This is a genomic window from Candidatus Melainabacteria bacterium (assembly GCA_003963305.1).
In the GTDB taxonomy this organism is placed as follows: Bacteria; Cyanobacteriota; Vampirovibrionia; order Obscuribacterales; family Obscuribacteraceae; genus PALSA-1081.
In genome coordinates this window covers 1-16,195 of the sequence record RXJR01000031.1, presented here as the reverse complement: position 1 = coordinate 16,195, position 16,195 = coordinate 1, and the positions used below count along the sequence as shown (strand labels likewise).

11 protein-coding genes are annotated in these 16,195 nt (G+C 51.1%); 5 read left to right on the top strand and 6 right to left on the bottom strand.

Annotated features, from left to right (window positions below):
• Positions 1 to 35: 35 nt before the first annotated feature.
• Entirely contained in the window at positions 36 to 1,235 is a 1,200-nt protein-coding gene (locus EKK48_26835; GenBank protein RTL35979.1) for an AI-2E family transporter, read from the bottom strand.
• Between the two features lie 10 nt (positions 1,236 to 1,245).
• Between EKK48_26835 and EKK48_26830 the strand changes: the two genes are divergently transcribed.
• Positions 1,246 to 2,496: a sorbosone dehydrogenase family protein gene (locus EKK48_26830; protein ID RTL36169.1), complete on the top strand. Its 1,251-nt coding sequence runs from the start codon at positions 1,246 to 1,248 to the stop codon at positions 2,494 to 2,496.
• A gap of 94 nt (positions 2,497 to 2,590) precedes the next feature.
• Here EKK48_26830 and typA read toward each other — a convergent pair whose 3' ends face one another.
• Complete coding sequence (gene typA, locus EKK48_26825; protein RTL36168.1) at positions 2,591 to 4,447, bottom strand: translational GTPase TypA; 1,857 nt, start codon at positions 4,445 to 4,447, stop codon at positions 2,591 to 2,593.
• Positions 4,448 to 4,716: 269 nt separating this feature from the next.
• Here typA and rsgA point away from each other — a divergent pair, with 269 nt between their 5' ends.
• Together rsgA and EKK48_26815 are read left to right on the top strand one after the other, a co-directional pair.
• Positions 4,717 to 5,868, top strand: a complete 1,152-nt coding sequence (gene rsgA / locus EKK48_26820) for a ribosome small subunit-dependent GTPase A (protein ID RTL35978.1) — start codon at positions 4,717 to 4,719, stop codon at positions 5,866 to 5,868.
• Positions 5,869 to 5,953: 85 nt separating this feature from the next.
• Positions 5,954 to 7,279: a beta-glucosidase gene (locus tag EKK48_26815; GenBank protein RTL35977.1), complete on the top strand. Its 1,326-nt coding sequence runs from the start codon at positions 5,954 to 5,956 to the stop codon at positions 7,277 to 7,279.
• Between the two features lie 122 nt (positions 7,280 to 7,401).
• On the opposite strand, the gene EKK48_26810 is transcribed toward EKK48_26815, so the two are convergent.
• Genes EKK48_26810 through EKK48_26795 form a run of 4 tightly spaced genes read right to left on the bottom strand, consistent with a single transcriptional unit; the run spans position 7,402 to position 12,338 of the window.
• On the bottom strand, positions 7,402 to 8,709 hold the full coding sequence (locus EKK48_26810) for a DUF2029 domain-containing protein (GenBank protein ID RTL35976.1): 1,308 nt from the start codon (positions 8,707 to 8,709) through the stop codon (positions 7,402 to 7,404).
• A gap of 3 nt (positions 8,710 to 8,712) precedes the next feature.
• The gene (locus EKK48_26805; GenBank protein ID RTL35975.1) at positions 8,713 to 9,603 is read right to left on the bottom strand and encodes a hypothetical protein; all 891 of its coding nucleotides are present in this window, start codon (positions 9,601 to 9,603) and stop codon (positions 8,713 to 8,715) included.
• Positions 9,600 to 10,622 carry a D-glycerate dehydrogenase gene (locus tag EKK48_26800; GenBank protein RTL35974.1) on the bottom strand — a complete coding sequence of 341 codons (1,023 nt, stop codon included), beginning with the start codon at positions 10,620 to 10,622 and terminating at the stop codon, positions 9,600 to 9,602. The genes EKK48_26805 and EKK48_26800 overlap by 4 nt, the downstream gene beginning before the upstream one ends.
• A 30-nt stretch (positions 10,623 to 10,652) precedes the next feature.
• Positions 10,653 to 12,338, bottom strand: a complete 1,686-nt coding sequence (locus EKK48_26795; protein RTL35973.1) for a glycerol-3-phosphate dehydrogenase/oxidase — start codon at positions 12,336 to 12,338, stop codon at positions 10,653 to 10,655.
• A 346-nt stretch (positions 12,339 to 12,684) separates the two neighbouring features.
• Between EKK48_26795 and EKK48_26790 the strand changes: the two genes are divergently transcribed.
• Positions 12,685 to 15,579, top strand: a complete 2,895-nt coding sequence (locus EKK48_26790; GenBank protein RTL35972.1) for a CHAT domain-containing protein — start codon at positions 12,685 to 12,687, stop codon at positions 15,577 to 15,579.
• A 298-nt stretch (positions 15,580 to 15,877) separates the two neighbouring features.
• Positions 15,878 to 16,195, top strand: a 318-nt coding sequence (locus EKK48_26785) for a hypothetical protein (protein ID RTL35971.1), incomplete at its 3' end; no start/stop codon positions are given.

The following is a 16,195-nucleotide window of genomic DNA, read 5'->3' as shown; positions in this document are numbered from 1 at the left end:
GGGGAGGAAGATTTTGCCAAGCTATTTTTGGGGGACTAAGGGCTTTCCTCGGCGGCATCCAACTCGGGATTTATTGATTTGAAGTAGAACTCGCGTGCCAGGAAAAGCAGGGCTGAAGCAAGCGGCACTGCTATAACAGCTCCCGCCAGACCGAACAATGTGCCACCAATCAACAATGAAAACAGCACTATGAGCGGATGCAGGTCGACATTTTGGCCGATTAAATGCGGCACGATGAAATTACTTTCCAGCCATTGCTCAAAGGCGAAAAGTCCGAAGGTGGCGAGACCAAGCATCGGTGATTGATTCGCCGCTATAACTATTGAGAAGACGCACGTGATGATCGATCCGACAAACGGTACGATGTTCATGAGTCCTGCAATTATGCCGAGAATCAGTGAATATCTGACTTGCAGCAGAGTCAATCCCGTGCCTAGAATCAAGGCAACTGCTAAGCTAACGAGCAGCTGCCCGCGCACATAGCCACCGAGGCGTACTTCGAGCGGTCGAATCAGCGAGGCAAATCGTTTGCGGCGATATTCGGGCACCCACAAAATCAGTTTCGGCCACATTTTGTCGGCTTCAATGACGAAGTAGGATGTGAGGAAGAGTATGAAAATGCCGTTCAACAGCGCTTCGAACACGTCTTGTGTGAAGTTCAGAGTTTTACTGACTGCCTTGGCACCGAGGTCCTGAACCATGGTGGCGTAATCGACATGATGAACATTTTCTGCGCCTGCATAGTTGCCCGCTAAATCTTGCAGTTTATCGACCGATTCCAGCAGTTGTTTGATGTACTGTGGCGCTACCGAGAACAGCTGCTGCGCCTGTTCCTTGACTAGCGGAATCAATGACATCGCCAGCACCGCATAGACAACGGCAATCAAAATGTAGAGTCCGATCACTGTAACAGTGCGAGGAATTTTGTGGGATTCCATGAATTCGGCAGCTGGGGCGATAGCTGACGCCAGAATGATTGCCATGAATGTGCACATCAGAAGCGACTGCACTTTGACTGCAATCCAGGCAAGCAGCAGCGTCACGAAGACGAGTAGAATCGCTTTCTTGATTAGCTTTAGTTTTTCATCTGTATCTGTGCTCATTACTGAGGTTATTCTTTCACGAATAGATCGATTCTTGCGCCAGAAGTGTATCTTTTGAGTAAGCGACTTTGCGTTTTTGTTTTCAAGTGAACCGGGAGTTTCAGCAATGGTAAGTGTCAGGCGCCTCATCATCGGTTTGCTTATGTTGACAACGGGCGTCTTGCCTGGGGCTTCGGCGCAGACCACCAAGGTTCCGCAGCTCGATAAGCTGAAAGTACCTCCTGGCTTTAAGGTGGAAGTTTATAAGGACAATATAGAAAACGCCCGGTCGATGACGCTGTCACCATCGGGCACGTTGTTTGTCGGCACGACAAGAAAAGGTTCTGTATACGCAGTTGTCGATAAAGACAAAGATGGGAAAGCCGATGAGGTTTTTGTCATTGCTCGCAATCTCGACTTGCCTAATGGCGTGGCATTTCGCAACGGTTCTCTCTACGTCGCCGAGCTTAATCGCGTGATTCGATTTGATAACATCGAACAACATTTGAAAGATCCACCAGCACCGGTGGTGGTGTCAACAAATTTTCCGGACAAGAGACATCACGGATGGAAATTCATTCGCTTCAGTCCTGACGATAAGCTGTATGTGCCTGTTGGCGCGCCTTGCAACGTTTGTATGCGCAACGATCCATTCGCTGCCATCTCTCGTATGAAACCTGATGGCTCCGAACAGGAAGTCTTCGCTAGAGGCATTCGCAACACAGTCGGCTTTGATTGGCACCCTGTTACGGGTCAGCTCTGGTTCACTGATAATGGTCGAGATCTGCTCAATGACACCACTCCGCCAGATGAGCTGAATTGTGCACCACAGGCTGGAATGCATTTTGGTTTTCCGTTCTTTTTCGGAAACAATGTGCCTGACCCTGAGTTTGGATCGCGGGCGCCTGCGAATTTGAAACCGGTGCCGCCACGCTATCCCTTCGCTGCCCACGTAGCTGCGCTCGGAATGCGTTTCTACACAGGCAAGATGTTTCCGGCGGAGTACAAAAATCAGATTTTTGTCGCTCAGCATGGCTCCTGGAATAGCAGCAAGAAGGTCGGCTATCAGGTCATGTGCGTGAAGCTTGATGGAGAGAAAGTTGTTTCAGCGACGCCGTTTTTGACAGGATTTTTGCAGCCTGGGGAGCAGGTGCTTGGCCGACCTGTCGATGTACAGGTCATGCCTGACGGCGCTCTGCTTGTGTCAGATGACGATGCCGGGGCTATTTATCGTGTCAGCTATCAGTCAGCTAAGGGAACGGATAAGGGCAGCAGTAAAGCCGCTGGCAAAGCCGCGGATACGGGCAGCAGTAAAGCCTCTGGCAAAGGCACGGATAAGGGCAGCAGTAAGGACCCCGGCAAGAGCACCGGCAAAGCAAGCAGCGGCAAAGCAAGCACCGGCAAAGCCCGTTGATAATGGCACGCGGGACGCGTGCGATCCATGCCGGGGCACGCGGGACGCGTGCGATCCATGCCTGGCACGCGGGATGCGTGCGTTCCGTGGCGGATTAGCGTCTGGGGAGTTGGCGCTTTCTCATGCGGATGTTTTTCGGCGTTACTTCTACGAGTTCATCGGCAGCGATGTACTCGAGGCAACGCTCCAGATTCATCTCGATCGGAGCCTGCAAGGTCACCAGCGTATCTGCGTTTGAGCTGCGCATGTTGGTCAACTTCTTGAGTTTGCAGACGTTGATGTCCATGTCTTGCGTGCGGTTGTTTTCGCCGACAATCATGCCACCATATACTTTGATTCCAGGTGTGATGAAGTAGACGCCGCGATCCTCAGCTTGTCCGAGAGCGTACGCAGTGACTGTGCCTTCTTCCCATGCGACGAGAACGCCGTTGCGCTGCGAGACGATGTCTCCGCACCATTCACGATACTCGAGGAAGGCATGGTTCATGACGCCATTACCTTTGGTGAGGCGCAAGAACTCGCTGCGAAATCCGATCAAACCGCGAGTCGGTATGACGAATTCGAGAAGAGCTTGAGTTTTATCGACGTGCATATTCTGCAGTTCGGCTTTACGTGGTCCAAGCTCGTTCATGACGGCGCCCGTGAATTCATCAGGAACGTCGATCATCAACTTCTCGAACGGCTCGTGGTCTACGCCGCCAATTTCTTTGATGATTACTTCCGGTCTTGATACCTGAAACTCGTATCCTTCACGTCGCATCGTTTCAATCAGGATGCCCAGGTGAAGTTCTCCGCGTCCACTGACGATAAACGTGTCTGTATTATCAGTCTCATCGACGCGCATACTGACGTTCGTTTCCAGTTCGTGGAAGAGGCGGCTGCGCAGCTGTCTGGAGGTTACGTACTTGCCTTCCTGCCCGGCAAACGGGCTATCATTGACGAGAAACGCCATCTTCATAGTCGGTTCGTCGACTTTGAATCGATGCAGGGCGACTTGATGCTCAGGGTCGCATACGGTATCACCAACGTTGGCAGTGGAGAATCCGGCGATGGCTACAATTTGTCCCGCTGATGCTTCACGCGCTTCGATGCGCTTCAAGCCATGGAACGTAAAGAGCTTGGAAATTTTTCCACGCACTGAGGTGCCGTCTTCTTTGAGCAGCACCACTGACTCTCCGTCATGAATCTTGCCGTTGTAGATTCTGCCGATGCCGATGCGGCCAAGGTAGTCGTTGTAGTCCAGAATGCTCAACTGCATCTGCAGTGGTGCATCCGGATTTCCAGACGGCGGTGGGCAATGTTTGACGATCAAATCGAGCAGCGGTCGCAAGTCGACACCTTCCTCTTCAGGTGATGCGACTGCGAATCCTTTCACGCCCGATGCGAAAAGATATGGGAAATCGAGCTGTTTTTCATCTGCTCCGAGTTCGACGAAGAGGTCGAAAACCTGGTCGACCGCGATGTGCGGGTCGATGTTTGGACGGTCGATTTTGTTGATTACAACGATCGGTCGCAGTCCTTTCTCGAGCGCTTTACGCAGAACGAAACGTGTTTGGGGCATCGGACCTTCGCCCGCATCAACAACGAGCAGCGCGCAGTCTACCATTCCCAGAATACGTTCGACTTCGCCGCCGAAGTCAGCGTGGCCCGGGGTGTCGACGATATTGATGAGCATGTCATTGTAGGTGACGGCTGTATTCTTCGAAAGAATTGTGATACCACGCTCACGCTCGAGGTCATTTGAGTCCATCACGCATTCGACGACTTCCTGATTCTCGCGAAAAACTCCGGTCTGGTGCAAAAATCCATCGACCAGTGTCGTTTTGCCGTGGTCGACGTGCGCGATGATGGCGATATTGCGGATGTGCGAGAGGTCGCCCTGTGGCTCTCCGAATTGCGCAATTGCTTCTTGCTGGCTGGTTAGTTCTTCATTCACGTTCTGGACTTCCATTGTTGCCGTGCTCATTGATTTTACCTATTGTCTCATCATCGCGTGGTGCCTTGCAGCTATGCTGCACTGGCTTTTGTAGATACCGGGTGGAACGATTGTTTTTTATTGGACTTTGCGCTGGACTTTACTGGACTGTTGCTGAACTATTCAGGTTTGGACGGTTTTCGAACTGTTTGATTACGTGTTTCTTAGTATGTCGATTAGTGTATTCTTGTTGTTGAAGTCGATTTCGTTTTGGTCGGCTTACAGTGAGACTTTCGAGAGATTGAATGGCGTCCGGAACTGTATTACGAAGTCATGCTGGCGGCTATCTGGTTTACGAACCTGAGCTGGACACTGTTTTTCAATGTGCTGCTCGCGGCAGGTTGAAGAAAGAGCGAGTCTCCATCTTTACCGGCGACCGCGTTGAGCTGGACGAGTTGGACTCAGAGCAGAACACAGCAGTCATTACCACGATGCTGGAGCGCGAGAACTTACTGTCTCGACCGCCTTTAGCGAACGTGGACCAGGTCATCATTGTACAGGCCGTCCATCAGCCGGAATGGAACCCCCTGCTCACCGACCGTTACATAGTGCATTTCCAGCTGGAGCTGTCTCCTGCGCTGCCTGTGCTCTGCTTCAACAAGTGCGATCTGGCGGAGGAAAGTGAACTTGAGGCTTTACGAAGTATTTATGAACCACTTGGATACTTCGTCATATTTGTGTCGGCTGTGACCGGTCGGGGTATCGATGATCTGGCTCGAACTCTCGCCAATAAAGTGTCTGTATTCGCCGGCCAGTCAGGCGTTGGCAAGTCGACTCTTTTGAATTGCATCGAGAAAGATCTGCAACTTAAGACCGGTGTCATGGATCATGAGTTCGGGGTTGGTCGTCATACGACAACATCGAGCGAGTTGTATCGGTTAAGTTTTGAACACTTTCCAGAGATTCGCGCCTCCCAAACTGCAAGCTGGGTCGGTGATACGCCGGGGTTCAACCTTCTCGAACTGAAGCACCCGCAGCCCACGGAGGTTGTGTGGCAATTTCCTGAGATTTTGCGCCTGGCACAAGACTGCAAGTTTTTGAACTGTTTGCACCTGGTCGAAAACGATTGCAACGTTTTGAATAACATCGACGAAATTTCGCTCGGACGTTACAACAGTTATGCTGCCATCGTCAGTGATGCTCAAATGGAATACAGCCGACGTCAAGTCACATCGCAAAAAGTCGAAGCTACGGTGAAGAAGGTCGGTGGGCGCGGCGGCAAAGAAATTCATGTGCCCAGACTGAGCACCAAATATCGTGCTGTTTCTCGTCGCCGGGAAAGACAGGGACAGTATGAAGAAATCGACACGGACGATGACAGCATCGACGATAGTCTTGATGCCACCGAAGATGACACCTTTCAGGATGGCATCGTCGGTCAGGAAAACTTGGATTAACCAGGATATGATTAGATTTGGTGGTGATAGTGAATCTGAGCGTGAATAACCAGACTGCACATTTGCACTTATCAGGGGCGGTTGAATGACGTCGGAAAAGTATGGTTTTCCCAGAGGGTTTGTGTGGGGCGCGGCCACAGCCGCATATCAAATCGAAGGCGCCTGGAATTTAGACGGTAAAGGACCGTCGATCTGGGATACCTTTTCGCACACGCCTGGAAAAATCTTCAATGACGACAACGGCGATATCGCTTGCGATCATTACCATCGATTCCATGAAGACTTTTCTCTTCTCAAACAAATCGGCATAAAAGCATATCGATTCTCGCTGTCCTGGCCCAGGATATTTCCCCAGGGGCACGGCTCTGTAAATTGGGCTGGATTGGATTACTATGACCGCATGGTTGATTCATTGCTGGCGCTGGGAATCGAGCCATTCATAACGCTTTATCACTGGGATCTGCCGCAGGCACTGCAAGACAAAGGCGGTTGGGGCAATCGTGATTTGATTGGATATTTTTCCGATTATGCCGCAGTTGCTGTGAAGCGATTGGGCGATCGGGTCAAATACTGGACCACATTCAATGAACCATGGGTGGTTGCAGTGCTGGGTAATCTGACGGGTGAAATGGCGCCTGGTTTTAAAGACAGAAAGTTGACTGCGCAGGTCGCTCACCACCTGTTGGTGGCTCATGGAATGACCGTTCAAGCGATTCGTTCGATTGAACCAGACTTGCAGGTTGGAATTGTCCTCAATTTATCCCCTGTAGAGGCTTACACGGACGATAAGTATCAGAAAATGGCTGCAGAGCGTGCCTGGAATGCAACCAGCGCCTGGTTCCTGGACCCACTCTTCAGGGGGTGTTATCCTCCTGGCGCCTTACGAGATCTGTCTGCCGATGCACCGCAGGTGAAGCCGAATGACTTTGCTTTGATTGCCCAAAAATTGGATTATCTGGGTGTTAATTATTACACGCGCACCACTATCGGTCCGCAAGGCGAAATGAAAAAGGTGCCTGGCTCCGATTACACCGAGATGGGCTGGGAAGTGGCTCCTGAAGCGCTTGGCCGCATGCTTGTGCGGATGCATAACGAATATCGTTTGCCCCCTATCTATGTAACTGAAAACGGCTGCGCATTAGACGATCAAGTTGTCGATGGTCACGTTCATGACACCAGGCGTATCAAGTACGTGCACGATCATCTGGTCGAATTGCGGAAAGCAATGCGACTTGGTGTAAACGTGCGTGGTTATTTTGTCTGGAGTCTGCTAGATAATTTTGAGTGGGCGCATGGCTATTCAAAACGATTCGGGCTGATTCACGTGGACTATGAAACCCAGAAACGCATCTTGAAAGACAGCGCATACTGGTATTCCAAAGTGATCACACACAACGAAGTACACCGCTAACCACGAGCGCGTCCGTCCCGAACACATGGAGCGTGTCCGTCCCGAACACATGGAGCGTGTCCGTCCCGAACACATGGAGCGCGTCCGTCCCGGATGCATGGAGCGCGTCCGTCCCGGACGCATCAAGTACCAGTTTCTATTTCCCCAGGCTCGACACGATCACCGCGCTGGCCAAACCAAACCACAACCGACAGCGCCAGAACCACAGCTATATGCACTGCCAGCGGTTGCAGCTTAAGGACATTTTGAATGAGCGGTTCCGCCACGAAAAGTATCCAGCTCACCAATGGGTAGCTAACCAGTAAATATCGCAACCACTGGCTGCCTTTTGTCACGGGCGCATCCAGCACGGCAACGTACAACAACACTGCCGCGCAAACGAAGACGCAGTAATCGTGGGCGTGCGTGTGTACGTTGAAGAGCAGCATGATCATCATGGAAATTGCCGACACGACTTCAAAGGCATATTTCGTATAGCCTTGAAGTCGTTTATAAGGAGACGTCCACAGATATCCGATCAAAAGAATCGTGATAATGCACAGTGCCGCAGAAATCATGCGCACAGCTGCTGAATCGTCGCCCGTCATCAAGTTCAGTATGCCGCGCACATTTTGCATCATAGCCGGTGCGATCAGACCGCGGTTGATGTCGCTCGTTTCACCGTGCAAAACGATGTTCGGCCAGGCAATACAGTTTTCCCATCCGAGCGTGAAGACGCACACTCCAACGGCAAGCAGACCAGCGAGGATGCCCCCAAGGACGAATTTGACTCGCCCTCGAATCAATCCAATTAATACCAGCACGGGCAGATATTGAACTTTGATGAGCAGGAAGAACGTTGATAATCCTGCCAGAAAGTGTTTTTCGCGCTTGAGCAGGGCGAAAAATAAGGCGATGCCGCCCAGAAGAAAGAAGCTGCTCTGACCCAGTTCAAAGCAATTCCATACTGGAAAGCTCGTCAAGACTGCGGCTGCAACAAAGAAGAAGGGAAACGTCTTGCCGAATCTCCGGTAAGCGAAAGGTAATGTGCTCAACAAAAGCGCAATGATTCCGACGAGATTCCAAGCCAGGTATGACCAGAGCATCGGCACGAAGCCGAATGGAATGGAAAGGACAAAAAGCAGTGGCGGATAGTGCGAGTAGAATTTTGTCGTCGGCACCACCGGCGACATCAGTTTGGCGATTCCGGCTGCTTGCAGATCGGGATCGTATATGTTCAGGTGGTCGCTTTTAGCGTGTAAGGCCAGATATTCGTCTTCGTAAAACAGCAAATAGTCGAGCACGTGCGGCTGCCCGTCTATAGATCTGGCAAAGAGCGTGCCTTCAGATGCCCAGGTGCTGATCAGATAGTAGGAACTGAATGACCAGCAAATCAGGGCTACGAAATACGCAAACCAGAGCCGCTTTTGGTTCTCGATGCTGAGTTGCATGAATTAGCCGGAATTTTGAGCTTTGAATCTGGCTGTGAGAATCTTGTTGGTTTCGACATCGAGCGTTGGCAGCAAGCATACGGAGAGTACGACGCCCCAGACAAAGTAGACAGGCAGGCTCAGTGAAGCCATTGCCGCTTGCGCACCAAAGTAGAGCCAGGAAAAGATCGGATAGGCGATGATTACTTTTCTTACTAGTCCGCCGTTATCGTTGATGTCGTCTGCGGTGGCTTGCCACAACCAGACCAGTACAGGAACGAGGACGACGTAATCCTGAATTGTCGTATGTATGCTCGTCGTCAGCATGATAATGGTAGTGGCAGCGCATTTCTTCAAAAATTTGTGGTCACTGTCGACGAGATGATGCGTACGCCACCACAGCTCAGTCGACGACACGATTGCCATGGCATAACAGGCGAGTGTGCCAATTTGCAAGTTCGGTGTGCTGTCGCCCAGTATGAGCGCCAACATCGCGGCGAAATTCTGGTAGGTGTGAGTGGCTACCTCTGGGGTATTGCCTGCAATAATCGACCAGTCGAGGGGCAGATGCATCGCTTGTGCACCGAAGAAGGTCGCCGCAGCTGCGATTGCAAAACCGCCGGCGAATTGCAGCCCGCCGAAGATGAATCCTGGCAGCGCCAAAAATGGAAGCCATTCGGGTTTGAAGGCGCACAGCGCCATGAGCAGCCCGGCTACAAAAAAGAGTTTGCGGCGCATCGATAACCAGTAGGCGAAAACGCCGACCGGAGCCACGAGCAGCGCTGGTGTGGTTGTCAGCGCCAGCCAGGTCGGGTAGGCAGCCAGCACCAGAAGTAGTGGCGGAATGAAATTCGATGTCTGCGCTGGTTGCGGCGCTTCAACTTTTTCGGTGGGTGGCGGTGATGTTAGATTCATCTGGAAGATCCTACTTTTAGTCGTTCTACAAATAATGGCCAAACTTCTTTGTTGACTGTATTTTCAGGCAATCTTTCACTGAAAGCCGAAAGCAGTCCTTCCACTGCCAATTGCGCCATGGCTGCTCGAGTTTCGCTCGTAGCACTGCCGATGTGCGGAACTATCACCACATTTTTCAGGGCAATTAATTCGTCAGGGACATTTGGCTCGTCTTCGAACACATCCAGACCGGCTGCGGCAAGTTTTCCATCTTGCAATGCTGCGATCAGTGCTTTCTGATCCACTACAGCACCGCGCGCGGTGTTGATTAAAATGCAGTTTTTCTTGACACGAGAGAGCTCGACTTTTCCGATCAAGTGCCTTGTTTCGTGATTGAGTGGGCTGTGAATACTGATGAAATCAGAATTGCTGATCAACTCAGGCAAAGAAACACGTCTAGCTGCAAGCTCGCGCGTGAGACGGTGGTCTTTCTCTTCATTGCCTTTGCGTGTATAGATAATTTTCATTCCGAAGCCGAGCGCGCGGCGTCCTACTGCTTCACCGATGCGTCCCATGCCGACGATTCCCAGTGTCTTACCGTGCAGATCCGAGCCCAGAAGAAGGTTTGTTCTCCAGCCGGTCCATTCGTGGTTTCGCACGTATTGGTCCGCTTCTACAATTCGCCTGGCGCACGCCAGCAACAATCCAAAAGCCAGGTCGGCAGTAGCATTATCGAGCACACCAGGCGTGTTTACGACGAGAATGCCTCGCTTTTTCGCGTGCGCCAGGTCAATGTTGTCGAAGCCGACCGCGACATTTGCGATCAACTTCAGCTCAGGAGCGGCATCCATCACTTCAGCCGACATCTTATCGCCAAGCAAACAAACAACTGCGCTGCGGTCTTTGATCTGCTCAATCAGATGTTCCTGAGTTATTTCTGTTGGCTCTTCCCACGACTTGAGATCAGAAAAGCGCGCCAGTTTTTCGCGCACTTGTTTAGGAAGTGGTCCGGTTGCAAATACCTTGACTAGTTGATCCAATTTATTGAGCCCGCTATTTGTCGCCGTCTATCATGTCACTGCGGCGAACGATGTTATATGTTCGTTCAGACTTTTTTCCAGTGCGCTCAGCTCTAGATTGATGCGTGTGTTATCCCAACCGAGTGTCTCAGCCATGAGCTGTGCCACTTTTGGAGCCGCGTCCATTGTCTGTTTCTGATGAAGCATAGCCAGGCGCATTCTTCTGAATAGCAAGTCTTCAAGAGATACTGCCATCTCGTTTGTGACGCAGTGCGGAACCTCCGCCATGACATTGGGAAAGTCCGGACAGATGCGCTGGTTGAGAGATGGCTGCTGTTCGATGATGTCAACAACGAGGGCTGCATCTTTGCCGTAGCTGGCGATCAGATGGTCGAGTGTAGAAGGCTCGATTGAGAGTCGACGAGCCCGCGATGCGATGCTGGCTGTCTGTGCGAGGAAATCGTTTTTGTCGGTCCAGCCGCCTATCATCATGCGACCGGTCGACGCTTCTTTTGTTGTGGGCAGCGGAATTTTGGCCAGCACTTTGTCGACGACTTGAACGGCCATCAACCGATAGTTCGTCAATTTCCCACCAATCAAGCCGACTATGCCGCCTGGTCCTTCGAAAATTAGATGCTCTCGCGAGAGATTTCCGGTCTGTTTCGGGTCGGTGGTGGCACCGCCGACAAGCGGGCGCAGACCAGCCCAACTTGCTGTCACGTCGCTTCTGTTCAATCTGTTTGAGCCGCTGTAGCGATTAACAACATCTAACAGATAATCGATTTCGTCCTGCACCGGCAATGGGTTATCGATGTCGCCTTCATATCCGGTGTCAGTCGTGCCGATCATCAAAGACCTGTTCCAGGGCACGACGAACACATATCTGTGGTCCTGAGTCGGTAAGAAAAGCGCCGTATTGGTTTCGAACGCCGAGGGCGGCACCATGATGTGCACCCCTTTTGCCGGGCTAACTGTCGGGCGCCAGCTGTCGTCCAGTTTCTTCAGGAGCTTGTCTGACCAGACGCCGGCGGCGTTAACGCACGATTTGCATTTGACGATAATCTCTTGCCCGCTGTAACGGTCATGGCATTCAACGGCTGTGACGAGATTGTTCTCTGTCTGGAAGCCGGTAACCTCAAGGTAATTGACGACATGCGCGCCTTCTGCAACGGCGGACTTGAGTACTTCGATGACCAGGCGCGAATCGTCTGTTATGCAATCGTGGAATCGCAATCCGCCTGTGACGACATTTGGAGACAGTGCTGGGGCGGCTTCCAGCAGTTCTCTCTGATCGATTCTCTGATGATGGTGGCTGTTTGTGGCAGACCAGGCGAGCAAATCATAAAGAGTTAAACCGAGTTGAGCTTTCAACCCGAACAGGGCGTTTCGCTTCGTAAGAGGCAAAATAAAACTGAAATCTCTCACCATATGCGGAGCCAGCGTCTCCAGCAAGGCTCGCTCATGACAGAGCTCTCTGGTTAGATGGAAGTGAAACTGTTCAAGGTATCGCAGTCCACCATGAATGAGTTTTGTGGTTTTGCTGGATGTGCCTGATGCGAAATCTTCTTTTTCGATTACCAGAACCGATAAACCTCGCGAGGCGGCGTTCTGTGCGATGCCCGCGCCGACTATACCGCCCCCGATGACAACCATGTCGAACTCTCTGAGTGCTACAATCTCTAGAGCTTGACTTCGGGGTTTCACTGAGGTACTCGCTGACTGGTTTGGTCTAAACATACAAGACCGAAACCATTGAATCTACAACAATAGAAAGAGGCTAACATCAATTGCAACATTTGGCGAATTTAAGACTGATAGCGGTTCTTAATCAAATAGCAAAAGACCGTTTCAGGAAAAACTGTTGCTGAATCGCCACAACTCACAGCGGATCGGGCTTTGCGGCTCGCTTGCTTGAGATTGGCAACCTTATATTTTGTCCATCTATGTTGAAAGCTCGATAAACAAAAGGGGAAATAGCTTCCTCTTGCCGTATCCTTAAGACCCTGTCGGCTTAACTCAAGCGGCATGTTCGAGATCAGCTGAAAATTTGTTTCAGTATTCTTCCCTTGCCGTCGAACTGTTTATGAGGCTCATTTTGAAAGAAATTCTTTTCGTATCAAAGCTCAATCAGCGCGTTGCCGCCACCATGTTCTCAGCGGCAGTTTTGAGTAGCACTATATGTGGTGCAACGATGCCAGTGCTAGCTGAAGGCGCAGCGCCTTCTACAACTATCCGCGAGATTCCTGTGTTTCCTGAAGTGCAGAAAACACAAGAATCGATGGAAAAAGTAGCAAAATTGATGGATGAGGGCGAAAAGTTTTTCGCCGCGAAGAATCTCGAGAAAGCTTTGATCAAGTGGCAAGAAGCCTATGGTCTCTCGATCGAGATGAGATATTCCGAGGGTGAAGGTCAAGCCCTGACCAACATGGCACGGTTCTTCCTTGAACGCGGGCAATTCGTTAAAGCAAAGTATATGGGCGAAAATGCCGTTGAGGTTCTTGGTGGAATCTCGGACAAGCAACTGCTCGGTCGCGCCAAAGTGCAACTTGCTCGAGCCTACTTCGGTCTGGATAACGCCACAGGCGCAGGCGAGCAACTTGACGAAGCTCTGAAAATTTTTACAGGCTCTAACGTTACAAACCCTTCTGATGCTGCAGAAATCTTGTCTGTTTCAGCCAATCTGCTCAGCCGCTTGAACAAACAGAAAGAAGCGCTTAAGTTCTACGAGCAGGCAGCTACATTCTATGTGCAAGCTAACGACACAGTCAACGCTATCTCGACTCGAATTCAGATCGCCGGAATTCTCAATCAACTAGGACTGTTCGTCGCAGCCAATGAGGAAGCTCAGAAAGCGGTTTCACAGGCGCGAGTTTCCAACAATACACTGGCGATGATCAGTGCTTTGACGACGCTGGCAAATACTCAATACGTTCTGGCTGAATATGCAAACGCTCGGAAGACTTTTGAGCAATTGATCGGCATGATGCAGCAAGTCGATCCCAAGAAATTGCCGGCCTCCAATCGTGGTGTAATCGACGTCGGTTATGGATGTTGTTTGGCTGCCACGGGCGACCTTGATCAGGCACGCGTTGTGCTCGAACGAGCCATCCCTGCGGTGCGGAAATCTGGTGCGCTAGCTACTCAGGCGACCGCTTACAACACGCTCGGCATCATTGACGAAATGCAAGGAGCACATGCCAGGGCTCAGCAGAACATCCAGCAAGCACTCGACTTGCAGAACGTTACAGCCGCCAATACGCCGCGTTTCAAAGCCGTTCTTCTGCAAAATATAGCCGCCGTTGAAACTCGTTCAGGTGACAATCGCAATGCTCGAATCCATCTTGAGCAAGCATTGGCAATTCAGAAGAAAAACAAGGATGTGCTTCTTGAGGGGCGCACACTCAGCTCGCTCGCAGAGATTCAGTTGAAGTTGGCGGATGCTGCTGCTGCTGAAGCGCTCGTTAAGCAGGCGATTGCAATATCAGAGAAGATAAAAGATGATGCCGCTCTGTGGCGAGATTACACTTTACTTGCTCGAATTCAATTTAGTCAGGAGCAGGTGGCGCAAGGAAAATCTTCTCTGACCAGCGCACTTTCATATTTCCGTTCGCCGCAAGCTGGAGTTTTCCCTTCTGTTGAACAGCTTTCTTTCCCGTCAACGAGAGAAGATTTGGGACAGAAGCTGGTTGCAATGTGTGCTAAGGAAGGAATGTCGGAGCAGGCATTGTTAGCCGCCGAACAGTTGAAAGAGGAAGCGTTCAGCAACGAATGGCACCGTCGGGGCGGTCTGGTTAGACCTAACGATCGAGACGTGTATACCGATCTGGTCACGCTGAGAGCCCATCTGCACGCTGCCGAAGCCAGTTCTACACCGGACCAGTTGATCGGTGAGTGGCAGAACTATCTCGGGCGTTTCCGCACTCTCGTGTCTGAGAACAAGAATCTTGCGCGCATGATTGCTCCAGTACCGATAACCGTTATGGACGTTATGAAAGCAGTACAGTCTCGCCATGCCACAATCGTTGAATATCTTTGCGGCAGCGAGTCGACAGTAGTGTTCACCATGGATCCGTCAGGGCGCATATCGTCCACCGTACTTCCGGTTGGTTCGAAGCGTTTGCAGAGCCAGATTACAGCTCTACTGGCCCCTACAGAGGGAGATCCCGCTGCTAGCGATCAACGTGAACGCGGCATACTCCAGGCTCTATATAGTGAATTGTTGCCGGCGTCTGTGCGCAATTTCATTCCGAAGAACCCCGATCAGATGGTCGTGATTATTCCGGACGGTTGCTTGTTCAACCTTCCATTTGCAGCTCTTGTAGATGGACAGGGTAAGTTCCTCGTTGAGAATCACCTTTTGACCATGGCATCGTCGATGGGCGTGTTGCTCGACAATCGTCCGAGATATGCAGATGATTTGAGCGTTGTGATAACTTCAAATAATTCCAGTGGCGAAGAAAACCAGATCACGCAGAATCTGCAACCAGAATTGGTGACTCGTTTGACTGGCGCCGCTGCCGACTTGAACTCGATTAGCGAACAATCTCGCGGCAAAGCTGTGGTGCACATCACCAACAGCACGCCTCTTTCGACTAACCCGATGCGTTCTGTTTTCCCGATTGCCTCCGGTAAAGGCGAAGGCAATCGCAAGGTGACTGCCGATCGAGTTTTCGAGCAGACCATCCCGAGCGATCTGGTTCTGATGAGTGCCACGTCCGTCAATGCGAAAGATGTGCAGGGAAATGCCATCAAAGTATTCAGTCGTGGATTCAACTACGCTGGTGCACGCAATGTGATGATGAGTCTGTGGGTGGAACCAGAGTCTGTGCGAACCCACGAGCTGATCGAATTCTACAAGGGCAAGCAGGAAGGTCTGAATCAAGCCCAGTCGTTGAGAAAGGCTCAGCTGCTTGCTTTGTCGAAAGATCCATCACCTAAATCTTGGGCTGCCTTCCAGCTTCTTGGACCGGGATTCTAAACACGCGTGTTAGCGCAGAGAGTATTGCTTGCGTCGAGACTGTACTTGCGCAGGAATAGCGCTTGCGCAATGAACGTAACCATTTCGTGGATACCGCCGCGCACCACCAATGGTTGTCAACTGGATTGAATGTCGAATATCGCGACATTAAGTCTTCATCTGTAAGGCAACTGAAAGTGTCGCATCGTAACGTAGTCGTTGTATAAGGAATAGGTATAGTTAGACTATACCGCCCGCTTGAAAACGTCTTGCCAAGCGGTTCTGGCGAAAAGCCTTGAAGCGGAGAGAACACAAGATCATGAGCAATCAAAATTCAGGTGAGCGCTTTTTTGCGTTGGTGATGAAGAGAATTTTGGTATCACTCTCATGCGTCTCCGTAATCGCGTCAACTAACGTCTCATTCGCTTTTGCTGATGATGCTGTTGTTGAAAATACTGCTCCATCATGGTCTGATGACAGAACCGAAACAAAGGCGAAGACTGAAGTCGCCACTAAGGCTGATGCAAAAGAAGCAGATGCCGCATCACCTGCGGCTGTGGCTGCACCAACTACAGAAGTAAAAACGGAAGCGACCGCGACTGCACCAACTACAGAAGTAAAAACGGAAGCGACCGCG